This is a genomic window from Undibacterium umbellatum (assembly GCF_014284125.1).
GTDB lineage: Bacteria > Pseudomonadota > Gammaproteobacteria > Burkholderiales > Burkholderiaceae_D > Undibacterium > Undibacterium umbellatum.
This window is the reverse complement of record NZ_JACOFX010000004.1, coordinates 104,800-128,209: the sequence shown is the minus strand read 5'-3', so window position 1 is coordinate 128,209 and position 23,410 is coordinate 104,800. Positions and strand designations below refer to the sequence as shown.

Genomic DNA, 23,410 nt, shown 5'->3' with positions numbered 1-23,410 from the left:
AGCGCAGCGTAATCGTACGCATGTGAAGCATGGTTTGTTATTTTTAAAACTGGTTTTCTCGAGAAAATTCATATTAAGAGCTTCGTTCTTCCGGCGCTTGAAGGCAGAGATTTTATAGGCGATGTTGTGACTTGTCCGGCATCGCATGCGTACGATTACGCTGCGCTAATCATACCTACAGAGGCAAGGTATCTACTCACTTGCGCGCACCCAATACACTCCCCCCGACTTGCTCCGCCAACTGCCGTGCTGCCTCTGACATGGCCGGGGCTATGGCTTCGTATGCGGTGCCATTCAGGCGCACGGTAAATACCTGGTGTTCGCGCTTGAGCAGTTTGCGGCTGTGGTCGAGTACGACCCAGCTGGCTTCGAGGGTGAGTTGGCTGCCGCTGTGGATGAGTAGCTGGTCGATTTGTACTTTGACGAGGTAGCGGGGCAGGGTCTTGCCTGGGGTGGCGGCGATGCTGGCGTTGATGCCGGTGTCTGTGGAGAGCCAGGCGTCGGGCAGGTTTTTGCGCAGGTGGGCGGTGAGGGCGTGGGTGAGTTGTTCATCCAGCGGGGCCAGCCAGCGTTGTTCGTCAGAGATGAGGGATTCGGTGGCAGATTTTTGGATGACCAGTTGCTGGCGGTTGACGGCCTCTGGCAGTTTGACAGTGGCGATGACGACTTCATATTGCGCCTCGGCATGGCTGGCGCTTGCCACGGGGTAGTCGAGGCGGTACAGGTGTTCAACGGGCGGTGTGGCGCAGGCGGCCAGCAGCAGGCTAGCCAGGGATATCGTCAGGAGAGGCAGGCTGCGCATCATGGTTTTACCTTTTGTTTGCCAAAGACGAGGGCGTCGGGGTGGCGTTCGAGCGTGTCGGCCAGGTTGGCGACGGCGCGGGCAGATTTGGCGACTTGCTTGAGTGATTCGCGCATGTCTTGCTGCAGCGGGGCGTCTTCTGCCAGCAGGGCATTGGCGCTGTTCAAGGTGCTGCGTGCCTCTTTGAGGGTGGAGGTCAGCTCGGGCGCGACTTCGGCATCCAGGCGGCGCACCAGTTTTTCTGTGCTGGCCAGGGTGGTGTTGAGCTTGCCCAGGGCTTGTACCAGTTCGCCTGATATTTTGTCGAAAGGCAGCTTGTCTATCTTCTTGGCGATGCGGCCCACGGTGTCCTGGATTTCACCCAGGCCGCCGCCGACGGTAGGCAGCACGGGGTAGTCGCTGCGCCAGTCCATTTTTGCGGGTGCGGCATCGGGGAAAAAATCAAGGGCGATATAGAGCTGGCCTGTCAGCAGGTTGCCGCTGCGCAGTTGGCCGCGCAGGCCACGGGCGATGAGGTGGTCAAGCAGCGATCTTTCCTTGGCTTCGGTATCGTCATCGGGCAGGCGGGCGCCTGATCGGACGCGGGCTTTGAGGCGATCAGGGTAGAGGCTGACTTCGACCGGGAAGCGCGGCAGGCGGCCATTCTCGGTGAATTCTACGCCCAGGGATTTGACTTCGCCGATGACGATGCCGCGCAAATCAATCGGCGCACCTTTGGAGAGGCCGCGCAGGGTTTCAGGGAAGTACATGAGAAAGTTGCGCACCTTGGTGTCTGGTGCACGCATGGCATGTTCACGATCTTCAAACAGGGGGAAGACGCTGCCCTCGAAGGCGGGTTTGCCACCGGGCAGGGCATCATCATGTTCCTGGAAGGCGAGGCCGCCTTCAATCAGGGACGTGAGCGATTCTGTGGTGACGCGCAAGCCATTGGCATCAAGCTGCATGTCAACGCCGCTGGCATGCCAGAAGCGGGTATCGGCAGTGACGTACTGGTCATACGGTGCGTCAATGAAGACGCGGATGGTAACGCCCTTGCCATCGCGGTCTAGCTGGAACTTGGTGACGTGGCCAGCATTGATGTGGCGAAAGAAAATGGGTGAGCCATAATTGACCGAGCCAGTCTGTGCACCGTGCAAGACAAATTCGCGCCCTGGCGAATCGCGGTTGACCAGGGGTGGTTCTTCCAGGCCGGTAAAATCATTGGTGGTTTCTTCTGCCTTGCCGACATCAACACTGATGTAGTTGCCGGACAAGAGGGTGGAGAGACCAGAGACAGAGCCGCCAGAGATGCGTGGCTTGACAATGAAGAAACGGGTATCCGTGGCCAGAATGTCAGAGGCACTTTTGATGAGTTGCGCCGTGATCAGCACACGCTGTCGGTCTGGTGACAGGGCAATGGCTTTGACATGGCCAACATCGACATCCTTATAGCGCAGTTTGGTCTTGCCTGCCTCCAGCCCTTCGGCTGATTTAAAGTTGATGGTGATGACCGGCCCCTGGCTGGTAATGCCTTGTACCACCAGCCAGACACCGATGAGGGCCGCAATGACAGGCACCGCCCAGACAAAGGAGGGCAGGCGTCGCCTTGGCCGGACCTTGACGGCGGGCACGACAGCGTCGACTGCATCAACAGTAACAACAGTTTCACCAGTCGGTGCGGACTGGTCTGCTGCAGGCGTGCCAGGATGTTCAGAAGTTGGATCACTCATGCGACTTTGCTACCCAGATTAAACGTGAATCAAAGCTTTGTGCCGACAACATCGTCAGCACCACGACAGCACCAAAAGCCAGCGCGCCACCCCCAGGGTGTATCGCTGCCAGGGACTTGAACTGCACCAACGCCACCAGCACCGTCACCACATACACGTCCAGCATCGACCAGCGGCCCACGGCTTCTACCATGCGGAATAACTGGGTGCGCTGCAACGCGTTCCAGGTGGATTTTTTCCAGCAGGTGTACAGCAGCAGGCTGATGGAAAACAGTTTGAGCAAGGGCACGACGATACTGGCAAAGAAGACCAGTAGCGCCAGCGGCCACGAGCCTGTATGCAAGAGCACCAGCACCCCGCTCATGATGGTGTCATCCTGCGTCCCAAAAATGGTATTGGTTTGCATGACCGGCAAGAGATTGGCGGGTATATACAAGATCGTCGCCGCCACCAGATAGGCAAGTGATTTGGTCAGGCTGTCTTTGTGGCGCAAATGCAGGGAGGCACCGCAACTGGGGCAATGGGTGGCAGCGTCGTCATGGGTGCAGCACAAGGTTTCGCAAATATCGCAACTGATCAGGCCGGCAGCAGCACCAGTCTGGCCGGCCAGGCCAGCAACGGGGATGTAGCGGTGTTCTGGCGGGTGATCAACCATGCGTCACCCCGGTAGGTGCAGTCTTGTTGTCTGCCGCACGCGCCCATAGCCAGACATTGCGCGGTGTCAGTACCGATGTCAGTGCCGCCGAAAAAAAGATCAGCGACGCGCATGACCACAAGGCAGGGCCGATGACAATGTCAGCCATATGTTGCAGCTTGACCAGCGACACCAGCAAGCCCAGCATGAAAATCTCCACCATATTCCAAGGCCGCAGGGTTTGCAAAGCGCGCAAAGGTGCGCCCAGCGCCCGGCTGGCGTCACCAAACCTGATCACGCACAGCAAGTAAATGGCGACCGATATCTGCATGGCCGGTGCCAGCATGGTGGTCGCGATCACCAGCAGCGACAAGAGATGCATGCCATCGTCCCACATTGTCAGGGCCGCACGCAACAAGGTGGTGTCGCGGGTGACTTGCTGCACCTTGAGCGACAGCAGCGGGAAGCTATTCAAGAGCAATAACAAAATCACCGAGGTAAGAGCCAGCGCCAGCGCCAGGTCGACACTGGCGCTGCCATTCCTGTACAGCGTCGCCCCGCAACGCGGGCAGCTCGCGGCTTCACCCGTCGCCAGCGGCAAGTCCATGCAGATCAGGTCACACTCATGGCAGACGATCAATTTGTGGGCAGAGGTAATGGGCGCGATCACTTTCTTGAAAAACCAGCGAGAATTGCCAGCTTGTAAGTGTAATCAATTTCTTTCATTAATCAAAGAACATCAGGGGCAGAGGCTGCTTAATTGTGTCTGACGCAAAAAACATGCTCCGCAGAGGGCGTGATTGCTATCAAGGGCAGGGTGAGGTACAACGTATCCTGCAAAGCAGACGCCCCACCCACGCTTCAAAAGAGACGCATTTGCGCATTAACGATAGGCATGATATCTGCCCTGTTTTGCGCAAGCATTTCCAGTAGCTGGGTTTTCTTTTGTTCGCTTGCTTTTCCAAATTGAAAACTGTAATACACAGCCACGAATGACAGGATGATGACAGCGGCGCTCCCTGCCGCAGCAATCCATGCATCAAGCTCGATGGGAGAGGAGGAAAGCATCACCATCAAAACGAGCGTCGCATAAATAATGACTGCAACCAGCGACAATCTGAGGTAGGCAAAGGCAATCGACTTCAAGTTGATGGCAATGCGCAGCGCCTGGCTCTCATCCAGCACAATAAAGCTGCCCTGATAAATGAGCGGAATAAAAAGCAAGTGATGGAAACGCGTTGCAATATGAATGCGGTCATCAATCGTTTCAACGTGTCCAAAGAATTTAGTGCCAAAGATGAGCATTATTGCAGTTAACTCCAAAAGGGAAAGGGCTTGCAAAGAGGGGGATGTTCTCTGCCAACGATGTTTGACGAGCTGCACGCCACACTAACACGTCTATTCTACTCCCCACGAAAACCGAAACAAACCACAAATTCAACGCTGCTGCGAATGGAAATAAATTGCTGATTGCTGCCTTATCTATGGCGAGTGATTTTTTCCACACATCGGCATTCATATTGCAGGTGGAAACGCAGCAATCATGCCAGTGCAAGTTGTCAATCGCTGGTTTATCCTTTACATTGATCGGCCCATTTCCAACAATAAAAAAACAAATGAACATACGACCCTATTTACCCAGCGACTGGGAGCGCCTGTGCGTCATCCATGATGCCGCGCGTGTCTTTGAATTGCAGGCAGCGGGCTTGATGGATGCGTTTTTAACGCTGGAGCAAACCGGCGAAAATGAAGGCTTGTTCGATGGCGCATTGGTGGTGGCTGAAGTGCATGGCCAAGTACAAGGCTTTGCAGGCTGGTCAGAAGACGAATTGACCTGGCTGTATGTAGACCCGGCCATGTTCAAGCAAGGCATAGGCAGGCAATTGCTGCGCCACGCCATCGCCGCGCTTGATGGCAAGCTTGATACAGAAGTCCTGGAAGGCAACGAAGCCGCACTGGCTTTGTACCTGAGCGAAGGTTTCAAAGTCCACTCCCGTTCTGAGGGCAAGCTGGTGGGCAATGAAACGTTTGCGGCAACAGGCTATGTGCTGCGGCGTGAGTAGTGCGCTCTATTGTGCCCGATGCAAAAGCCATTCGCTATACCCGCAAGTGCGATTGGCATAGCGTCAATCGCAGGCTTGGCGTGATGTGACGCTCTGCAACGGTCATGCAAACCACTCACCACAGAGACACAGAGACACCGAGTAAGCACAGAGGTAGTTCGAGGAATCTGCTGCAAAGTGTTATCTTTCGGGGTGATTAGCAATCGCGTCATTGCCCCGCAGAGTTGAAAATGTGTGAATGTCAGACCTGGCCCGTACCACCGAATACTTGTGAGTAGCATATATGTTTCCTAATGAATTTCGCTGTTCCAGTTGCCAGACAACTTTTCGAGCGCCGTTTCGCGAGGCTTATTACTACTTGGGTTCGGTAGCCATGGGACAACAAGTGGAAGATAGCCAGTTACTTGAAATCCCGCTGCGGCCTGCCTGGTGCAAGGATTGTGCATGCTTATGCGCTGCCGAAGACATACTTCCATTGCGCGACTTTGAAAACGCCTATGGCGCTGCACGTGCCGGGAAAGAGATAGACTATCCTCTGCATTCAGCATTTATGGATTCTGAACAAGTCGTAAGCGAAGTCGGTCATTATCTCCGCTGGAGAATGGCACGCCGCCATGCACCACGGGTACTCTGTTGTGGCGGTACGAACTTTCAATATCTTGACGTTGCGCAGCCCTTGATCAAACATGCTGAGTGCGATTTTGGTTTCATAGAAGGCGAGACGCTGCATATTGGCCCATATTGCGGGCCCGGTCCTGGAGTGCTTAGCGCAGCCAATATTCGCTTGTATGACAGCGAGGGTGGGTTGTTAGGGCAACTGACTTGGCGAAGAAAAGAAACTAATGGGTGGGACACAGAGAAGCTCAGTTATCTGACTCCTACTGAAGATTAGCACCACGGCATGATCGCCTGCCGGGTTGGAAATGTATGGATGTCAGACCTGTACCATCGCCGTAGGTAAAAAATGAGAATGATCAAATTAATGGCTGACTACAACTGTTTCCCCTTATGGGAGGCTTCACCGGGGGAGATTGGGAACATTGACCACGACAGCCTCCCCATTTCAGATGAACTGAAAAATCTACTTTCATTGTGGGGAGACGAATATACGGAAACATTAAATACTGAAGATCCGCTAAATTCAGGCTTTAAAAATGCAGATCACGAGCGCAATTTCATAACGGCTGGCGAGCGCCTGGCTGGAAGATTGCAGAAGGAACTCGGGCAAAATTTTAAGATAACTACCCAAGTAACCCCTGGGAGCTATTAGCGATCGCGCAATCTCCCGCCGGTTTGAAAATGTATGAATGTCAGATCAGTCCCTCACTCTGTTACGTCCCCTCGACTGACTGAATTTTGTTATGATCGATAACCAATATTGATCATACGTCAAACCCATGTCAAACATACTGCTGGAAGGCTACACCACCGACGAAATCCTGAACCTTCCTGCTGAACTGATGCAGTCCATCATACTCAGCGACGAAGCGCTGGTCTTCAAGGCCGGGTCAGCCAACATGCTGGGCCGCTTTGCGTTTCTGGTGACACCCTCATTATGGAACTGGCGCACGTTGATGGTGGCGGCGAAGGCGCTTTACCCGCCCTGGCATCATTGGCCAACCGCTATGCGCAACGTGAAGGTTTGCAGTTTCTGGAATGGCGTGTGCACGCCGTACATTGTGCCAAGCCCAACCTGAAATTACGCCGTGTACTGGAAAGACGCGGCTTTGTCGTGCGTGAATTACCAGACGTGGGGGAATGTTTTTGGTTGAGGAGCGCAGTCAATACCTAGCCTAACCGATAGAGGCATGGTAGACAATTAATCTTTCACCACGATGGATCTTGACCCATTCAGTATCGTCCTGGATTTGCTCGCTGCATCCCTTTCGCCCTCTGTAAAAACCCTTGAAATTGCCAAATAAGCGCGAAAAAATGTGTTGTATAATCTGAGCTAAACGCAAGCGCCAGCAATCAGAATGACTTTGCGAAAATAGGCCGTGTCACCCCTATCGTTCGATGCGATTAGGCTATTGCTGGCCGTAGAACGAAGGCACGTGTGCAGCCACAACGATCACGTGGGTTTTCTGCAACTGCGTATCTTGAGAAACGATTTTTCGATTCGATTTCTTTTCAAGAAGTTGGTACGACATAAGCTGCTTTCCTGGGCCTACATCCAAGCGCCGACATCAAGGAGAATGACAAATGATATGTGGGAATTTTTACGACCAACGGCGCAATAGCCTGCATCGACTGTTATTTTCTTTATTGATGGGTTTGTTGCTGATGGCTTGTGGCGGCGGTTCAGACAGATCGCAGGCAACGTCTGGTAATTCGGTGAACACTGCGGGCGTTGACACGGGCGCTGGCACGGGCAACGCTGAAATCAAGGTTTTGATGATCGGGAATAGCCATACCCTTTTCAACAATGTGTCAGCGCGGTTAGAGGCGATAATGCGCGTTGCGCATCCAGGAAAGACCATTTCGGTCGTTGCAGCTCCGGCGAGTTTGTTTCTTGACGAACACTCGAAGTATGAGCCCACGCTAGCTTTACTCAATAATCAGAAATGGAATGCTGTTATTCTGCAGGCACAGAAATACAGTAGCTCGGGCGTCAATTCTTATTCCATTGCTGAAGCAATCACTTTGGTTGGTTTGGCGCGTAAATCCAATGCCTTGCCAGTGCTTTTTCCAGAATGGCCGCGGAGGGGCATCGCGGAGACTGATCGTATCTTTGCTCAGCATGTCAAGATCGCTGAACAGGCTCCCGCTTGTATCGCGCCGATTGGTCAGGCGTGGGATCTTGCTTTGCAAGACCGCCCTGACTTGTCTTTGTATGCTGACGATGGCAACCATTCGGCACCAGCTGGCGCGCAACTGACGGCTTTCGTCTTGTACGCGACGCTGTCAGGAAAATTGCCTTCGTCACTACCTGACATTGCTCCTTCAGATATCAGTCCACAAGTGCAACACCAGTTACGTCTCGTGGCAGACAATGCGGTGAAGGTACTCTCGCCGTACAAGTATTGTCCGCAGGATAAACCGTTACTTTAAATGTCGGGAGTCGGTCGCTCCTTTTCCCGCAAGACAGCGGTGCTGGCTGGCAAGCATATGATTGATTGACTCCAGTTGTTATTTTTGATGCAGATTTTGCGTCTTTAATAGAGCGATCATCTCATCCAGTTCTGCCTGGGTTTTTACTGCCTGGTCGGTACTGCCGCTATCGTATTCCCGGCGAAAGACTGGTTCTCCCAGCTTTCTGTTTGCCCATGCCATGCCCTTGAGGCCGCCAGATTTCAGTCGCAAATAAATGCCGACGTAGTCCGTATAAAAACCTGGATAGTCAGAGTCTTCCACGCCTTTATTCCATTCGATACTGACATGGATTTTGTTGAAGGCGACGGTCTGCACGCAATTTTTTTCTGGTGCAAAACGAAACACTTCTTCAGCGATCAGCAATTGTTGTTTGAAGTCCAGCAGTAGCGTTTTCGTCCCTACATATTGCTTTCTGGTCCTGTAGTCGCGCAGGGGGGATTGCTTACGCAGCGATAAATACAAGCCGCTGGCATAGGCGAGTGGCAGCGCATAGACACCATGCATATACTGTGGAAGGTCGATAAAACTGCTGGCGACCCAGAGCAGTAAGAAACAAACTGGTAGAAAAAACAGGAACCATATTAACGGCGACCAAAATAGCATGGATACCAGTACACTCCAGAGTGACTCTTCATAGGTCGCCACTTTCAACATCACCAAATTGTGTTTGACTCTCAGTGCATAGCGCAATTCCACTTCTGACTGGCCATAGCCACCGCCGCGCTCGGTTTTTTCATCCAGTGAATAATTCCACATTCATGTTCCGGTTCTTCAAGCTGCATAAGAGCCTCATTATAAACATCATTGATGTGAGGAGAAAAACTCAATCCGGCAAGCGAAAAAATAAGGCCCCGGAAAAATCCCGGGGCCTTACTTCATCTTGCATACTGCATTACTACTTGCTCAGGGCATCGTTCAATTCGTCGCCAGCAAAGTCACACCGCTGATGGTGCTATACGCTTTGACCAGGACATAATAAGTCCCGGCGGCAGGTGTATTGATGGTGATGCTTTCATTGTTGCTGGCACCATTGGATTTTTGCAGGTAAGACGTTGTGGTCGGTGCAGAACCCAGTTTGACATACAAATCAGCATCGCCAGAGCCGCCGCTGGTTTTGAATGTCACTGATGGGCGGCCCGCAGGCACCACAAAAGTGTAGACCGATGAAGCACCAGAAGCCAGGTTGATACCTGTCACCGGTACGCCATTGTTCAACACATTGCCGGGTATGCCTGCCTGATAGCTGGCTACCAGGCTGATGCCATTCGACGCGGTGTAACCATTCAGCAAGACGTAGTAAGTGCCTGCTGTTGGTGCGGCGATGGTGATGGTTTCTGTGCTGGTCGAGCCATCTGATTTTTGCAGGTAGGTCGTGGTGCTTGGTGCTGCCCCCACTTGTACATACAGATCAGCATCGCCTGAGCCGCCCGTGGTCTTGAACGTCAGGTTGCTGGCACCGGCTGGCACGGCAAAGGTGTACACCCGGTTGGCACCGGTTGCCAGGTTGATGCCAGTGGTTGGCACATCCTTGACCAGGACATTGGGTGGTGGTGGCGTCGAGCCCATGGCCGCGGCAAAGTTAGCCATGTTCAGGCTGCCATAGCCGCTGGCATAATCCCAGCCTGCCGTGGCGCTGTATCCGCCATTGCTGCCAGAAGTGATGTCGTAGAACATGCCCGGTGTGCTGGCGGCTTTTTGATAAATCGCCGCAGCAGGGAAGGGCAGGCTGTTATTGTTCATCGACTGCACACGCGCCCAAAAGCCGGTGAAGATAGGTGCTGCCAGGCTGGTGCCACCAATTTGCTGGATACCACCATTGACAATCACCAGTGCACCACTGGCAGGGTCTGCATTGAATGAAATATCTGGCGTGCCTCGCTTGGTAGAAGAACCCAAAACGCCGGAACTGATTTGCCAGCTGGGTGCTGATTCCGTCAGGGATGGCCCACCGCCTGCGCCACCGTTTGCATCGGCCTGGCAACTGGCGGCCGTGGTACAAGCCCACACCGTTTCAGAAATCCTGGTCGTGCCTGAAGTGTTGAGCAAAGTACCGCCCACCGAAATCACATAAGGTGAAGCCGACGGATAACTTTGCGATGTACCAGGGCCACCGCATTCATAAGCACCGGAATCACCGGACGAGACTGCAAAAGTCTGGCCCTGTGCTACCGCAGTCTGGAAAATCTGGTCATTGCTGGCGGTGATACCCGCATTGAACGCATCGTTTTCACACATGCCCAAAGAGACATTGATGACCTTGGCCACGTTGTCGCTGACAGCACGGTTATAGGCCGCCGTGATGTCCGTCAGGTTCAGCGTGGTGGCCGTGTACAACACCATTTTTTTGATGGTGCCGCCCGCCGTTGCCAGCGCATCTTGCGTGTCCATATTCCATTCACCGACACCGGAGGTATCAGAGCTGGGCGCACCTATCGTCACTGTTTCCACATTCACCGTTGGGTAACCAGCCTTGTTGGTGAAGGTGTTCAAGTCCTTGATGGTTTGCGTCATGCTCCCTTGCGTGATGATGCCTATGGTGGCATTCACCGCACTGGGCAAGCTGCTGGCATTGTAGATGGCAGAAAACTCGGTAGGATTATGCCCACCGACAGCCAGGGTATTGGCATGTGGCCTGACCAGGTTGGTGCGGTAGGTATGCAGGTTTTGCAAGCCATGCACTGCCAGCACCGTGTCTGCCAGTGACTGCGGCACCTGTGCATCTGTCGTGTTGACATGCACAGAACGACCCTGCACCGAGTAGGTTTTCAGATCTGCATTGAAAGCCGTTTTCACCGTGGCTGCCGCACCGTCTGCCGTCACCAGCATGCGGTTATCCGACACCGAGATGTTGACGAAACCACTGCTCTTCAAATGATTGACCACGGCCTGCACTTGCGCTGTCGTTGGTGCATAACGCGACATGAACTCGGCACTGGAAATCGACCTGGTGTTTTTACCGTTGAGGATACCCGTGGTCAGGGTATCAAGCTCAGCCTTGTTACGCAGCTTGAGTGCAACCACCACCCGCGTCGGCGCACCGGCCTGCATCAGCGCGGCAGGGGCAGACTTGGCAGTCAGTGCGGGTGGTACCACCGTCGCCTTGGTGGCAGTCGGTGCCCATGCTTCGGCAGCCTGGGCGGTGTTAAACATCATGGCCAAAGCCATGGAAACACCAGTTACTATTTTTAAATGACAACTGATACGCATTACTTCTCTCCTTGTTTTTTTGATGCGAAGTAGTGTCCGGTTCGTGTTGGCGGCCGGTACAGTGAGATGCTCATCCCTGCTCTTCCCAAAGCAGGGATGGATGCACAGACAAAAACGGTGTATCCGCACCGTCTTCACCCTACATCCAAGGATTTCCAGGCAAGCTGCGCGAGGCCCACCCTTCATTCCGCATTGCCATGCAAGCAATTGATCAGATTGCTCACACTGCAATTCTTTCAGGCAATAGTAAGACCACTTGCAATAGACACACGCCATGCAAGGATATTTGTACTGCTAAATTTTGAGACGGCAAAAATGAAAACTAATACCAGTTTGCCGTTTTTCAACGAAAATGATTATTAACATTCTTTAACAATATGTCAAAAGCAATAAGTGTTTATGTATATACAAATAATTTCTGCCAACACCCTTGATATTTTTGAAAACTTATTTTCACAGAGGAAAGTAGATAGTTTCATTACTGAAAATGCATGAATGGAGGCTGATAAATCGGTTGTGAAATTGCAACAATATGTGCCTGAAAATACAAAACAAGGACAATTCTCTGTGCCGATTTGTGCATTTTTTAAGCAGTTTCAGCACAAAAAAAGCTTGTTGTGATACAGGTTTTTTACAGATGGCGTTAAGGGTGAATCACGTTGGGGTGAAAATGTGGTGTTTAGAATTAATACCCTAAATTGTTTGCCGCAATTTGATGTGGGCAGTGGTTTGATCTCGGGAATAGGCAAAGGGTTTGCGGGCGCTTGCATGCGCATGATTGCGCGATGGTAATCATATCTACGAGCGCTCTTCGGGACTTGGGGTGCGATAATGCGTAGATGCGAACATCACTAGATACCATTCTCTATCGAAACCTATATTTTGGAACGAACTACCAATGAAACCAGAAGACAGTGAATTATTAGAAAAACGAAAAGACGGCTTGAATGAATTTTATGAAGGACTTATTCCAACACTTGTAGAGTTTGTTGGTGTAATGGGAATTCAGCCGGCACATGAAGTTTTAAAAAATGCCGAAATGTTTGCAAGTTATCTGGATAGCGCATTACAAAACATGGCGATTGCAGACCATGACGACAGGACATGGCTTATGTTAAGAGTTGGCCAATTTATCGGCGAGTATTTCGTGCAAAAATACAGTGGATGTTGGTACGTCAACGACATAGAAAATTCTCGATATTTCGCAAGATATGTCGTTGGCAAGTTTGCCAGCCTGAATAACATGACCCCCATGCTAGATCCATTTCAAATTGCAGAGGTTTTTGTAGATAGCCCTGTACCGAGGAAACTAGAAGGTCTGCTCAATGAAGTTGATGTCGAGTTGATTCAAATGTCGCATGCTGAAAAGTGATATCGGCTAGCTCGCGTAGGTACGATTAGCGCAGCGTAATCGTACGCATGAATCACTTCGATACGATCGATTTGACACGCAGGTAGTGATGTAGATTTCTCCTTAACAGTAATGCAGTTCCTCGTTCAAAATGGATGTTTCAAGATTCAAAGAGCGGAAAGACATTGCAAATTTCCGTATTGAATTTGTATCCAGAAATTTCCAGGTAACGCACAAGATTGTGCAATTGCATGCGTACGATTACGTTGCGCTAATCGTACCTACGAGCTGGTTGGTATGCATTGAATCCAGGACGCCTATTTTTTCCGCACAAGACAGTATCTACGAGATGAATGAAGCGGCAAATACATAAGCCCTGCAGTGTCATGTGTGACTCATAAAGATGAGTGGTGCTGTTCATTTTAATTGCATACTCATATAAAATATACAACGTCATGAACTGCGGTCAACAAAAGCGGTCAACAAAATTTTTTCCGCTTCTCATCCATGCACCCGAAAAGGAAACGAATGCGTCCTTACCATGTACTGCCTGCCATATTGAGTTTGCTGTTGTCGTCCCAGGTTGCCGGGCAAACCACTGCGTCTGCAATTCCAGAAAAAAACACGGCCCTGTCGCCCGCTATGGAAGCAGCACTCAGAGACAAGCTGCAAACATTGTTCCGTACGGTTTGCAGCAAGGATGAATTTTCTGGTGCCTACCTGGTCGCAAAAGGCGACAGCATCATCAGCGAGGCGGCATGTGGAGAGGCCAGCAAGCGTTATCGTGTGGCGAACACGTTAAGTACCAGGTTTAATGTGGCCTCGGTCGGCAAGATGTTTACTGCAGTTGGCATAGGCCAGCTGGCAGAGGCGGGGCGTTTGTCGTATGCCGACCCGATCAGCAAATATGTGGATGCCAGCTGGCTGTCACCTGAAGTGGCGAAGAAAATCACCATAGGCCAGTTGCTGTCGCACACATCTGGCCTGGGCGATATTTTTAATGACAAGTTTTTTAACAGCCCGTACAGGCAGCTGGTTTCGCTGCAAAACCTGGATGGCTATAAAGCATTTACGCGCGACGCAAGGCCAGAGTTTACGCCCGGCAGCAATTATTTGTACAGTAATATAGGTATGCTTTTACTGGGTGTCATTATCGAAAAAGTTTCTGGAAAATATTATGACGACTATGTGCGCCAGCATGTTTTCCATGCGGCAGGCATGCTCAGTACCGACACCTATGTCAGGGACGAGGGGACAGAGAACCTCGCGACTGGCTACCTCAGCTTGCCAGCATCGAAGACCATAAAGGAAAACACATTGCTGATACCTGTGCGCGGCGGACCTTATGGCGCAGCATATTCTACTGTGCATGATTTGCAGCGTTTTGCCAATGCGTTGCGGGCAGATAAATTGCTCAAGCCAGTAACACGCCAGTTATTCTGGCAAGACCATACCGGCGGCCGTGCAGACAAGGGCAGCTATGGATACGGCTTCGAGCTAAGCTCGGGCAAGCTGGGTCAAGTCGTGGGCCACAGCGGGCAGTTCCCTGGCATCTACAGCAAACTCGAAATGTATCGCGATGCAGGCTATACCGTGGTTGTGCTGTCGAATTATGAACCCGGCGTGTTACCACTGGCAGGGCGAATTGCGGCGGTGCTGGAGATTGTGGCGGGGCAATAGGTAATTAGGGTGTGTTACAACGCACCTGCTTTCTGGAAGGCGTGTCCGGGTTTGCAGAGCAGTAAATCAGCGAGGGCTATTGACAGCCTGGATCATCTTGATATAGCCTTGTTGCACTGTCTCATGCAGACACCCAATAATTCTTTTAAGAGTAACCATGCAAACTGTTTTGTATCCACGCATTGCAAGTACGCCGGAGCCGCGCTCCCTGCGTAGCTTTGCCTGCGCGAACAGTGGTTTGCTGCTTGCTCGCATTAATAATAATGATTCCAACTCGAACTCGGGCTGGAGTCGTTTCGCTGTATCTGCGCATTATCAGATTAAATAGCGAATACCACGATTCAAAAAGGCCCGGAGATTCCGGGCTTTTTCATTTCCGGAATCCGAAGGCGGCATTTTTATCAACCCGCAATCAAGGAGAAGGACATGTTTACATTCGAGGAAATCGCTGTACAAGCAGGAAAAAGAATCAGAGTAGAGGGTTTTGTGGCGACTACCCGCATACAGAGCAAAATGGCGTTTGTCATTTTGCAGTCGGGCGCGAGCAAAGTGCAGGTCGTGGCATCTGGTACGGCGCGTGAGCAAGCGAAGGGATTGATGCATCAGGCCTATGCTGCGGTCGAAGGCACTGTAGTCGCATCGGCGCAGGCGCCTGGCGGCGTTGAGATACAGGCTGAGTCAATAGAACTGCTGTCACCGACAATACAATGGCCAATATCCGCAGACAGTGAAATTGGCGCCAGGCTGGCATGGCCGGCGGCGCGCTTCCGCGAGCGCAAAGAGGCACTGGCGCTGATAGCGCAAAGTGAAATCGAAATGGAAATGACCAGCTATCTCAGGCATCAGGGTTTTATTGGCATACATTCGCCAAAGTTGATGGGTGCGCCATCTGAATCAGGGGCCGAAGTATTTGAAGTGAAATACTTTGGCGAACGCGCTTATCTGGCCCAGTCACCGCAGATATACAAGCAAATTGCCATCATGGCGGGCCTGGGCAAGATTTATGAGGTCGGGCCTGTGTTCAGGGCAGAACCCAGTTTTTCATCGCGCCACGCGACCGAGTTTATCTCCTTTGACGTGGAACTCGAAGGGGTGAAAAGCGAAGTCGAGATCATCGATCTTGAGTGTGCAATGATCACTGCCGCCTTGCAGCAAGTGATTGCCAGGATGGGGCCAGAGCTGGTATTACACTATCCCAAAGCGAGGGTTCCTGGCCCCTGCATCATGCTTGAATTTGCAGAAGCACAGGCCTTGCTCGGTGTATCCGGCGACGAGTCGCTCAGTGCTGAGGAAGAACGAAAGCTGGGCGCGATGATGCAGGAGCAGGGCCATGAGCTGGTGGCACTGACCCGCGTACCATGGAAGCAGAGACCCTTCTACCATATGCGCGAAGGCGAGCGCCTGACACGGAGTTTTGAGTTGTTGTATCGTGGCGTTGAAATTACCACGGGTGCCATACGCGAGCACAGGTACGATATCCTGATGGCGCAACTGGCAGAAAAGGGGCTGACAGGAAAGGGGCTGGAGTTTTATCTGGAATCATTTAAACTCGCAGCACCACCGCACGGTGGCTTTGGCCTTGGTCTGGCCCGTTTGACGGCCTTGTTCCTGGGCTTGCCCGGCATTAAAGAGGCGACATTTATCCATCGAGGGCCAGGGCGTTTGTCGCCGTGAATGTGGAATTTTTTGAGAGTAAAGCCCATGAGTCGTAGCCATCGCACTAATCCTATCAGCGGAAGAGCCGTCTGTAGTAGCGAACGCAAGGATAAAAAGATGTGGCATACCCGCTGGCGCACGACCGAGCGCATGGCCTTGCGCAGCGCCAGCCCGGAAGAACTGGCGGCGCACCTGCCCGTGCTGGAAAGAGAGGTCAGCAATGTGTGGGCCTTTGGCAAGGACGGCCACACGTACCGCCCATTTGCGCGCCAGGAAAAAGCTGCTGAACATATCGCCAATCGCATAGGATGCAATCCGCAAGAACGTGCATCGCTTAAAAAACGCTTGTTGAAAAAATGGATGGGGAAGTGAGAGTGAATTTTTGCAATGATGAAAATGCGATAAACGAAGCAATTATTACGCGTGCGGCATGCTCAGAAATTCATGCGATGTCTTAGGAGCGAGCGAGAGCATGGAGAAAATTGCACAGTCAAGCAAGCTGAGTTTTGCTGACGTGAATGGACAAAACTCGGCATGATAGATGTGCCAGTGCCTTGCAAGGTGTTGCTGATGCAGGAATTAAAAGCCAAAGTGGAAAAAGAATTTGGCTGGCCAGTCTATGCGGTTGCACCGGGACCTGATTTTTCTATTTGTTTTCAAGAACGAGCGGTCTGGTGAATGTGGTAGCTGGCACGTTAGTCAAGGAATGCCAACGATCAGGTCAAGCGTTGTCTACTGAGGTATGGGAGTTGCCTGGCAATATGCAGAAAGTGCTTTGGACGTTTCCGCTCAAGTAATAGTGATAGTAGTTAGTACGGATAAACTTGGATTTTGTAGATTGATTTATGCATAGAATAATATTGCCTTTTGTATTTTTACTGACTCTTACATCACAAGTGAGAGCAGAATCATTTCTTCTTTTTCCGTCCATGAGTTCTGCTGAAGAAAAACTGGAGGTGTGGCTGGAAAAAAATCAGGACAAGTTGCCGCATGTGACGCAAAGAGTCAATCTGGACAGAAAATCTTATCTGCTTGGGGTATTTCATCTGGTTGGCAGCGGACTGCCTCTCATTGATGCCTATATCTATGCTTGCGGTGATGACTATTGCAATCTGATGTCGGTTACCAGGAGCATACTTTTGCCCAAATCGGCTGATGCGCAGCTTCTGGTGAAATTCAACAAAGCGACTGATGAAGTGTCTTTGGTGTCGGACCAGGGGCTGGTCTATGTAACTATGCCGATGCGGAATTACCGGCAAGGGTATGTTAGCAGAGGTATTGTGCAGGAATAATGCATTCAGAAAATTGGCTCACCATGCGCCTCGCATTCAGTAGGGGTGGCTTTACAACGCGCCGCCCAGGCAGACCTTTAATGGGCTTAAGTCAAGGTGGGCAGTGTGACCAGCGTTGGCAGTCATGAGGCGAGAGTTTGAATCTGCGCCCATGGTCATGGCCAATTGGTACCTGAAAAATTTACTGCCTTCTCAGGACTTTTTGACCCGCTATAGATGTTAAGATCCAGGTCAATTTAATTTCTACAATTCCCAAAAAGTAAGGCCCTTGCATAGGCTCTGCTTATCATGAATGCTGACCTGTATGCGTCTCCTTCTTTTAAAAACTTTTCTAATATGAAGAATTTCCCCCTTGTACCTGCCCTGGCTCTGCTACTGTCAAACGCTACGTATGCTGATACGGCTGGCAATGTCAATGAACTGATCTCGACGGCGGCGAAGGAGTCCTCCCGCATTCCAGCGAATATTGAGAACAGTCTGTCATTGAACCAGCAGGCTCTGGTCATCGCGGATAAGGTGCAAACTACTTCTCCTCTGTTACTGTTCAGGGTTCTTACCCAAAAAATGGAATTGCATATCAAGTCCAGGCAACTTGACCAGGCACAAAAAGTTTGCTCACAGATATTGGCTTTTAGAGAGATACATCCACAATTGACAGGGCAATCTTATGCCAATTTTCTGCACATGTATGCAGAACTGCTCTTGTTGCAGGAGAAGCTTGCTGAAGCAGAGCAAGCCTCACTGCAGGCGATTGAGATTTTTGGGAAGAACAGCGGCAGTGTAAGGGCAACTCGCCTGGATGAGGAATTTGCCTTCCTTGGCAAGGTGTATGTGCGTCAAAGAGAATGGGATAAAGCCGAGAATTATTTGAGGTTGGCCGTTTATCTTAACAAGGTAAAGCGAGAATTTGGGCTGGACAATTCATACAAGAAAAACGCAGTGCTTGATCTGATCAAGGTTTATCAAGAGACGAAACGTGATGATCTGGCAAAGCAGGTGGAAGTGGATATGAAAGAGGTATTGAACCCGCCGAATATCATATGGCAGGTGGCGCTCAACCCAAAGTACAAAGCTGCTGAGCTGGTCAAAGAGAGTTGCAAGAACCCGCCTTTCCCGCCTGAAACTACCCGATACGCGATGGAGGGTTCAATGAGCTTGAAATTCCTGATCGCAGAAGATGGTGAGGTGATAGGCAAATATGCATCCATCAGCAGTGACTGGAAGCGGCTGGATGATATGGCACTCTATGCAATAGCCCAATGCAAATTTAATGTGGCAACATTTGAAGGACGCCCTGTTGCGGGATGGGCGTATTACGAATATGACTGGAAGGTCAATCCTGGTGGTAAGCCCTACCCAAAGCCAGAGTTAATCGAATCCAGCTATCAATCCGACATTTTTGACATGGAATTCACTACTGCCAAACCTCAGGAAAATGAAATCAACTTCAAGATCGATGTTGATGGAAAGCCCTATGGTTTCCGTGGTGGAAATTTCAAAAATGAGGGAAACTTGTACGGTGAACTGATCGGCATACTCGAAAAGTGCAGGTTTATACCAACGGTCATTGATGGTGAAGTAAGGGGAAATAGGGCAAGTGTGCGTTTTGTCCGCAAACAGCCTGCCGATAAAAATATAGTCAGCTTGTCACAATAGTGCACCAGTATTCTTGTTACGGGACAGGCAACCAGTCGGGTGCGTTACAAGGCAACTCTTGTATCGCAAAAAACTTACTTCTTGCCATTTGCTGGCATAAAAATCCCAGAAACTGGCCGCTAATCAGTATATGGCTGGCATTCATTTCAACATGCGTGAGCGTCGCGGTGCCATGCAGAGCAGGGCTGTGTGACTCTGGCACAGTGGATAGTACCAAGGTCAGCACGACGATGGCGATGACGCAGATAGTGCCGACCAACTAGATTATCCCACCTGTCTTGATATCCAACTTCTATTTGCCAAGTGCCAGTATTTTGTTTCCGGATGAGTGAGGCTATCTATTGCAAATAGTGTCTGCATAAAGTCTCACCAGGATGCCAAATGATAATAAACTCTCGTTCTTACTGCGCCAGAGTTTTTCAAGTAAAGTGCGCGCACGGAAATAATAACTGATTTTGCTTTCCGGGTGATTCGGTTTGGCGCGGATGAAATAGGTGCCAAACTGCGCAGGCGATTGTCAGGTCTTTACATAGGCGTCAACAGGAAACAGATGATCAAAGTCACAGAACTACAATTTGAATATGGGCGCAAGAGTGTCTATGAGGATTTCTCGCTGCAACTGACACAGCCTGGGGTGTATGGTTTGTTTGGCCGCAATGGCAGTGGTAAATCGACGCTGCTCAAGGTGCTGGCGGGTTTGCTGTTCCCGCATGGGGGAGCGGTGGAGGTGCTGGGATTTAAACCAGCGGCGCGCTTGCCTGCGTTTCTGGAACAAGTGTATGTGGTGCCGGAAGAGTTTCATCTCCCGGATATCAGCCTGGCGGTGTTATATAAAACCCATGCACCGTTTTATCCGCGATTTTCTGGCAATGACTTTTTAAGCTATGCCGAGATTTTTGAAATCCCACGTGACAAAAGCTTTGCAGCGATGAGCCTGGGGCAAAAGAAAAAAGCGGTTATTGCCTTTGCACTGGCAACCCACACGCCCTTATTGCTCATGGACGAACCTACCAATGGCCTCGACATCGTCGGGCGTTCACAGTTTAAAAAAATACTGAGCGGCAAAGAACATGCCGACCGCATGGTTATCATCAGCACCCACCAGGCGCATGATCTGGAAAGCCTGATGAGCCATGTCTTGTTTGTGGATGGCGGCAAACTTGCCCTGTCGGCCAGCATGCAAACACTGCAACGCAGCCTCTACCTGGGGGTGACGGATAATCAGGCAGATGTAGCAGGTGCCATTTATCAAGAGGCACTGGGAAATCAATGGGCGTATGTGGCGTGCAATCGAGATACCGCGCCAGGTGTAGTCAACCTTGAGCTGCTTTACAAGGCTCTCAGCATGAACAAGCAGGGTGTGCTTGATGCCGTGGCGAGTGTACAGACCGAGACGGGAAAACCATCATGAACAATTTTTTTAGTCCCACGCGCTTTGGCCGTTTGCTACGCGCACACTGGGCCGAAAAATGGCGCGAGTATGCCTGGTTTGTTGCGGTGCTGGTAATGCTGGATTTGATTTTTATGGCGATCTTTTTCAGTAGTGACAGACATACTTTACTCAGGCAGTTTCAGTTTGTGGGACAGATGCAATGGTATCTCACGGGTTTGTTTTTTTCGGGCATAATTTTTGCGGGGCGCTATTTCAAGTACCTGCTTAATCCTGGTGCCAGCCTGGTCGCGCTGATGCGCCCTGCATCCGTGTTTGAAAAGTGGCTGATGGCGTTTTTGGTGATCAGCGTGTTTTATCCGCTAGCTTACACCTTGCTATACATGCTATTGAATTATCCTGCCGTCCAGGTGGCCAAGGCGATGGCTTTTCAAGCGGGCAGTTGTGAAAGCTGTAACTATGATTTTCGTGTTTACTTCCCCCTTCTGACAACGCAATTGGCAGAGGTGAGCAGCAAAGATGCGAGAATGTTCATGACCGGGCAAGTATTTTTCTTTGTGATATTGTCGACGGCGCAGGCGTTTATCGCCAGCGGGACTGCTTACTTCAAGCGCTCGCCCGTGTTGCGCACCTTGCTGGTTTTGTTCTTACTGTTCATCATTTCCATATGGACGGAAACCTTGCCGCAACTGGGGATATTCGCTTTGAATTTTGATGAAGTCCAGACGTACAGCACATCGGAATATGGGCTGTCACTGGCTCTCTGGCTGGGTTTGCCAGCGTTGTTGTGGGCAGCCTTGTACTTTCATATCAAAGAACGGGAGGTCGCATGATACCTCGCTCATTGCCCAAATTGGGTTTGTGGTTGTTTGTGTTTGCCGTGGTCTGGTATTTTGTTGGCAATTCCTTGCTGAAGCAACAGAAAAAAGAGCTGAGCTCACATGAGATAGACTTGCACAAGTCTGGACAACAGTTTGTGGTTGGCAGTGGTGACAGGCTGGTTATACGCAAGCCGGATGCGAACTTTGTCGCCAGGAATATCAAGCTGATTTTTGATCCGGAGATTTCTCAGGTCTCCGTCAATAATCAAAGCCTGGGTATGTCCGTGCGCGGAGATGCGGCTGATGGGGTCATCAATATCACGCTGGAAAGAGGTGTGACACCGGGGGATTATTCGCACAACGAAGTTCAAATCCTCTTGCCTGCTTCTGTCAACAAGCTGGAATTCTCTGGTGTCAACAGCCTTGATATCTCTGGCCGCTTGCCAACATCGACAACGGAACTGAGCCTGGAAATGACAGACTGTGTGCCACAAGTGAACCTGCAACAACTGTCTGTGAAACGACTCAAACTTGCATCGACTTGCCAGGAATTAAAAAAAGACAAGTGTTGCACCGGTAGTTTTCATCTTGGTGAGCAAGTCCAGATCGGCAAGCTGGAAGTGAACATGCTGTATGGCAGCCTGGATTTTTCAAGCGAGATAAAGCCACAAGAAACCCTGCTCATGATTGGTGAAGAGGTTGTCATCACAGGACGCCGCGCATTTTTTGAAACAGCCCGTTTTCAAGGTGGTCCAAGGTGAGGTAATTGTGCTTCTGCGGTTCAGCACTCGCGTGATGAAGGTCTGGACCAAAGAACTCACCATAGAGGTACAGAACGGCCACAGAGTAATGCCCGTGGTGACAGTCGCAAGGTGTGCGCTTTAGTGCGCTGCGTTACAACGCACCAGCTCAACGGGAAATCGATTTCCCAAAAAACAAAACGACGTCATGCATAAAGCAGGCGTCGTTTTTTTTCTGTGCGTCTCAATTTTTTTTGTGCTGCGAGGTCTTGATTTATTCATGTTCCTACGCGCGTAACGCATGAGCAGTGCAAACGGTTGACAGGTGACATGCGGTTTAGAACAACAACACTAAGCTGCACAGGATGTGGTTTTTTGCGTCAACGCAAAGTCCCTGGATGGCGTTTTTGGCTTACGTAGGCTGACTACGAAACAAAAAAATCAGCAAAACAAAAGCAAGTAACCCAAACAAATAGGAAAACATATCATGAACAAACTGATCACCGCCATCATCGCTTCCACAGTTGTTATGGGTAGCGCATTTGCACAAACGCCAGCCAGCGCCAGCGCAGCAGCGTCGGCCAAGCCAGCGCCAGCAGCTTCTGCCGCAGCCGCCAGCGTCGCAAAATCTGCTCCGGCTGCAAAAGTGATGGCAGCGTCGGCATCGGCAGCAGCTTCTACTCCAGCAGCAACGGTACCTGCTACTACGCCAGAAGCCAAACCAGCCAAGCCAGCTAAAGCTGACAAGAGCGCCAAGAAAGAAGTGAAAGCAGCCTCTGCTTCTGCCTCTGCCAGCGCCGCTTCGAAATAAGTTTTAACGCAATCATATGAATACCGGCAGCAAAATGCTGCCGGAAAAAAACACCACCACACCAGGATATAAAAAATGAACAAGCTCATGACCGCACTGATCGCTTCTACCGTTTTGATGGGTAGTGCATTTGCACAAACGCCAGCAGCACCAGCTAAGGCTGCAACAGCAACTGCACCAGTCGCTGCGGCCTCTGCATCTGCCGTGGCCAGCACACCCGCACCGGCTGTGAAGGCTGCCGCAGCAACGACAGCGACAACAACAGCAGAAGCCAAGCCAGCGGTAGAAGCCAAGCCAGCGGTAGAAAAAGCAGTCAAGCATGCCAAGCAGGAAAAGCATGCGAAGAAAGACAAGAAAGCGGACGAAGCCAAGGCAGCAACACCAGCAGCCGCCGCGCCAGCAGCATCGAAATAAGCCGCTAAGCCTGCACCCTTGTGATGAGGGTTGCGCTTGAAAAGATCGACGTGCTATTCATCTGGATAGTACGTCGATTTTTTTGTATCGA

The 23,410-nt window shown here is 51.0% G+C and carries 24 protein-coding genes; 16 read left to right on the top strand and 8 right to left on the bottom strand.

Annotated features, from left to right (window positions below):
* Positions 1 to 196 precede the first annotated feature (196 nt).
* The 5 genes from H8L47_RS10560 to H8L47_RS10540 form a co-directional block, all read right to left on the bottom strand.
* Complete coding sequence (locus H8L47_RS10560) at positions 197 to 805, bottom strand: PqiC family protein (RefSeq protein ID WP_186953562.1); 609 nt, start codon at positions 803 to 805, stop codon at positions 197 to 199.
* Positions 802 to 2,511 carry a PqiB family protein gene (locus H8L47_RS10555; protein ID WP_186953561.1) on the bottom strand — a complete coding sequence of 570 codons (1,710 nt, stop codon included), beginning with the start codon at positions 2,509 to 2,511 and terminating at the stop codon, positions 802 to 804. The genes H8L47_RS10560 and H8L47_RS10555 overlap by 4 nt, the downstream gene beginning before the upstream one ends.
* Positions 2,504 to 3,166 (bottom strand): paraquat-inducible protein A, encoded by a 663-nt coding sequence (locus H8L47_RS10550; RefSeq protein WP_186953560.1) that lies wholly within the window; start codon positions 3,164 to 3,166, stop codon positions 2,504 to 2,506. Before H8L47_RS10550 ends, H8L47_RS10555 begins: the two co-directional genes overlap by 8 nt.
* On the bottom strand, positions 3,159 to 3,815 hold the full coding sequence (locus tag H8L47_RS10545) for a paraquat-inducible protein A (RefSeq protein WP_186953559.1): 657 nt from the start codon (positions 3,813 to 3,815) through the stop codon (positions 3,159 to 3,161). Before H8L47_RS10545 ends, H8L47_RS10550 begins: the two co-directional genes overlap by 8 nt.
* A 191-nt stretch (positions 3,816 to 4,006) precedes the next feature.
* Complete coding sequence (locus H8L47_RS10540; RefSeq protein ID WP_222616487.1) at positions 4,007 to 4,486, bottom strand: hypothetical protein; 480 nt, start codon at positions 4,484 to 4,486, stop codon at positions 4,007 to 4,009.
* A gap of 275 nt (positions 4,487 to 4,761) precedes the next feature.
* On the opposite strand from H8L47_RS10540, the gene H8L47_RS10535 reads away from it, so the two are divergent.
* The 5 genes from H8L47_RS10535 (at position 4,762) to H8L47_RS10515 (ending at position 8,259) form a co-directional block, all read left to right on the top strand.
* Positions 4,762 to 5,208, top strand: coding sequence for a GNAT family N-acetyltransferase (locus tag H8L47_RS10535; RefSeq protein ID WP_186953557.1), 447 nt, complete (start codon positions 4,762 to 4,764; stop codon positions 5,206 to 5,208).
* 283 nt (positions 5,209 to 5,491) lie between these two features.
* Complete coding sequence (locus H8L47_RS10530) at positions 5,492 to 6,100, top strand: hypothetical protein (protein WP_186953556.1); 609 nt, start codon at positions 5,492 to 5,494, stop codon at positions 6,098 to 6,100.
* Positions 6,101 to 6,172: 72 nt separating this feature from the next.
* Complete coding sequence (locus tag H8L47_RS10525) at positions 6,173 to 6,478, top strand: hypothetical protein (protein ID WP_186953555.1); 306 nt, start codon at positions 6,173 to 6,175, stop codon at positions 6,476 to 6,478.
* Between the two features lie 285 nt (positions 6,479 to 6,763).
* Positions 6,764 to 7,000 (top strand): hypothetical protein, encoded by a 237-nt coding sequence (locus tag H8L47_RS10520; protein WP_186953554.1) that lies wholly within the window; start codon positions 6,764 to 6,766, stop codon positions 6,998 to 7,000.
* A 410-nt stretch (positions 7,001 to 7,410) separates the two neighbouring features.
* Entirely contained in the window at positions 7,411 to 8,259 is an 849-nt protein-coding gene (locus tag H8L47_RS10515) for a hypothetical protein (protein WP_186953553.1), read from the top strand.
* Positions 8,260 to 8,337: 78 nt separating this feature from the next.
* Here the strand turns inward: H8L47_RS10515 and H8L47_RS10510 are convergent, their stop codons facing one another.
* Positions 8,338 to 9,057, bottom strand: coding sequence for a hypothetical protein (locus tag H8L47_RS10510; RefSeq protein WP_186953552.1), 720 nt, complete (start codon positions 9,055 to 9,057; stop codon positions 8,338 to 8,340).
* 159 nt (positions 9,058 to 9,216) lie between these two features.
* Entirely contained in the window at positions 9,217 to 11,508 is a 2,292-nt protein-coding gene (locus H8L47_RS10505) for a pre-peptidase C-terminal domain-containing protein (protein ID WP_186953551.1), read from the bottom strand.
* An 898-nt stretch (positions 11,509 to 12,406) separates the two neighbouring features.
* Here H8L47_RS10505 and H8L47_RS10500 point away from each other — a divergent pair.
* From H8L47_RS10500 to H8L47_RS10475, 6 genes are all read left to right on the top strand, one after another.
* Positions 12,407 to 12,880, top strand: coding sequence for a hypothetical protein (locus tag H8L47_RS10500; RefSeq protein WP_186953550.1), 474 nt, complete (start codon positions 12,407 to 12,409; stop codon positions 12,878 to 12,880).
* Positions 12,881 to 13,387: 507 nt separating this feature from the next.
* A complete protein-coding gene (locus H8L47_RS10495) occupies positions 13,388 to 14,539 on the top strand; it encodes a serine hydrolase domain-containing protein (protein WP_186953549.1) in 1,152 nt (383 codons plus the stop codon).
* 426 nt (positions 14,540 to 14,965) lie between these two features.
* Entirely contained in the window at positions 14,966 to 16,213 is a 1,248-nt protein-coding gene (locus tag H8L47_RS10490) for an amino acid--tRNA ligase-related protein (protein WP_186953548.1), read from the top strand.
* 27 nt (positions 16,214 to 16,240) lie between these two features.
* Positions 16,241 to 16,567 (top strand): hypothetical protein, encoded by a 327-nt coding sequence (locus tag H8L47_RS10485; protein WP_186953547.1) that lies wholly within the window; start codon positions 16,241 to 16,243, stop codon positions 16,565 to 16,567.
* A 557-nt stretch (positions 16,568 to 17,124) separates the two neighbouring features.
* A complete protein-coding gene (locus H8L47_RS10480; RefSeq protein ID WP_186953546.1) occupies positions 17,125 to 17,487 on the top strand; it encodes a hypothetical protein in 363 nt (120 codons plus the stop codon).
* Positions 17,488 to 17,823: 336 nt separating this feature from the next.
* Positions 17,824 to 19,143 (top strand): energy transducer TonB, encoded by a 1,320-nt coding sequence (locus tag H8L47_RS10475; protein WP_186953545.1) that lies wholly within the window; start codon positions 17,824 to 17,826, stop codon positions 19,141 to 19,143.
* Between the two features lie 16 nt (positions 19,144 to 19,159).
* Here H8L47_RS10475 and H8L47_RS10470 read toward each other — a convergent pair whose 3' ends face one another.
* The gene (locus tag H8L47_RS10470; protein ID WP_186953544.1) at positions 19,160 to 19,402 is read right to left on the bottom strand and encodes a hypothetical protein; all 243 of its coding nucleotides are present in this window, start codon (positions 19,400 to 19,402) and stop codon (positions 19,160 to 19,162) included.
* A 291-nt stretch (positions 19,403 to 19,693) separates the two neighbouring features.
* On the opposite strand from H8L47_RS10470, the gene H8L47_RS10465 reads away from it, so the two are divergent.
* The 5 genes from H8L47_RS10465 to H8L47_RS10445 all read left to right on the top strand — a co-directional run bounded on the left by H8L47_RS10465 (position 19,694) and on the right by H8L47_RS10445 (position 23,319).
* On the top strand, positions 19,694 to 20,554 hold the full coding sequence (locus H8L47_RS10465; RefSeq protein ID WP_186953543.1) for an ATP-binding cassette domain-containing protein: 861 nt from the start codon (positions 19,694 to 19,696) through the stop codon (positions 20,552 to 20,554).
* Entirely contained in the window at positions 20,551 to 21,366 is an 816-nt protein-coding gene (locus H8L47_RS10460; RefSeq protein ID WP_186953542.1) for a hypothetical protein, read from the top strand. The genes H8L47_RS10465 and H8L47_RS10460 overlap by 4 nt, the downstream gene beginning before the upstream one ends.
* The gene (locus H8L47_RS10455; protein ID WP_186953541.1) at positions 21,363 to 22,115 is read left to right on the top strand and encodes a hypothetical protein; all 753 of its coding nucleotides are present in this window, start codon (positions 21,363 to 21,365) and stop codon (positions 22,113 to 22,115) included. The genes H8L47_RS10460 and H8L47_RS10455 overlap by 4 nt, the downstream gene beginning before the upstream one ends.
* 466 nt (positions 22,116 to 22,581) lie before the next feature.
* Complete coding sequence (locus tag H8L47_RS10450; RefSeq protein WP_186953540.1) at positions 22,582 to 22,905, top strand: hypothetical protein; 324 nt, start codon at positions 22,582 to 22,584, stop codon at positions 22,903 to 22,905.
* Positions 22,906 to 22,980: 75 nt separating this feature from the next.
* Entirely contained in the window at positions 22,981 to 23,319 is a 339-nt protein-coding gene (locus H8L47_RS10445) for a hypothetical protein (RefSeq protein WP_186953539.1), read from the top strand.
* Positions 23,320 to 23,410: the final 91 nt, after the last annotated feature.

Excerpts from the sequence above, each read along its gene's own strand:
- H8L47_RS10560 (WP_186953562.1), bottom strand. The coding sequence starts at position 805 with ATGATGCGCAGCCTGCCTCTCCTGACGATATCCCTGGCTAGCCTGCTG.
- H8L47_RS10555 (WP_186953561.1), bottom strand. The coding sequence starts at position 2,511 with ATGAGTGATCCAACTTCTGAACATCCTGGCACGCCTGCAGCAGACCAG.
- H8L47_RS10550 (WP_186953560.1), bottom strand. The coding sequence starts at position 3,166 with ATGGTTGATCACCCGCCAGAACACCGCTACATCCCCGTTGCTGGCCTG.
- H8L47_RS10535 (WP_186953557.1), top strand. The coding sequence starts at position 4,762 with ATGAACATACGACCCTATTTACCCAGCGACTGGGAGCGCCTGTGCGTC.
- H8L47_RS10530 (WP_186953556.1), top strand. The coding sequence starts at position 5,492 with ATGTTTCCTAATGAATTTCGCTGTTCCAGTTGCCAGACAACTTTTCGA.
- H8L47_RS10525 (WP_186953555.1), top strand. The coding sequence starts at position 6,173 with ATGAGAATGATCAAATTAATGGCTGACTACAACTGTTTCCCCTTATGG.
- H8L47_RS10520 (WP_186953554.1), top strand. The coding sequence starts at position 6,764 with ATGGAACTGGCGCACGTTGATGGTGGCGGCGAAGGCGCTTTACCCGCC.
- H8L47_RS10515 (WP_186953553.1), top strand. The coding sequence starts at position 7,411 with ATGATATGTGGGAATTTTTACGACCAACGGCGCAATAGCCTGCATCGA.
- H8L47_RS10510 (WP_186953552.1), bottom strand. The coding sequence starts at position 9,057 with ATGTGGAATTATTCACTGGATGAAAAAACCGAGCGCGGCGGTGGCTAT.
- H8L47_RS10505 (WP_186953551.1), bottom strand. The coding sequence starts at position 11,508 with ATGCGTATCAGTTGTCATTTAAAAATAGTAACTGGTGTTTCCATGGCT.
- H8L47_RS10500 (WP_186953550.1), top strand. The coding sequence starts at position 12,407 with ATGAAACCAGAAGACAGTGAATTATTAGAAAAACGAAAAGACGGCTTG.
- H8L47_RS10495 (WP_186953549.1), top strand. The coding sequence starts at position 13,388 with ATGCGTCCTTACCATGTACTGCCTGCCATATTGAGTTTGCTGTTGTCG.
- H8L47_RS10490 (WP_186953548.1), top strand. The coding sequence starts at position 14,966 with ATGTTTACATTCGAGGAAATCGCTGTACAAGCAGGAAAAAGAATCAGA.
- H8L47_RS10485 (WP_186953547.1), top strand. The coding sequence starts at position 16,241 with ATGAGTCGTAGCCATCGCACTAATCCTATCAGCGGAAGAGCCGTCTGT.
- H8L47_RS10480 (WP_186953546.1), top strand. The coding sequence starts at position 17,125 with ATGAGTTCTGCTGAAGAAAAACTGGAGGTGTGGCTGGAAAAAAATCAG.
- H8L47_RS10475 (WP_186953545.1), top strand. The coding sequence starts at position 17,824 with ATGAAGAATTTCCCCCTTGTACCTGCCCTGGCTCTGCTACTGTCAAAC.
- H8L47_RS10465 (WP_186953543.1), top strand. The coding sequence starts at position 19,694 with ATGATCAAAGTCACAGAACTACAATTTGAATATGGGCGCAAGAGTGTC.
- H8L47_RS10460 (WP_186953542.1), top strand. The coding sequence starts at position 20,551 with ATGAACAATTTTTTTAGTCCCACGCGCTTTGGCCGTTTGCTACGCGCA.
- H8L47_RS10455 (WP_186953541.1), top strand. The coding sequence starts at position 21,363 with ATGATACCTCGCTCATTGCCCAAATTGGGTTTGTGGTTGTTTGTGTTT.
- H8L47_RS10450 (WP_186953540.1), top strand. The coding sequence starts at position 22,582 with ATGAACAAACTGATCACCGCCATCATCGCTTCCACAGTTGTTATGGGT.
- H8L47_RS10445 (WP_186953539.1), top strand. The coding sequence starts at position 22,981 with ATGAACAAGCTCATGACCGCACTGATCGCTTCTACCGTTTTGATGGGT.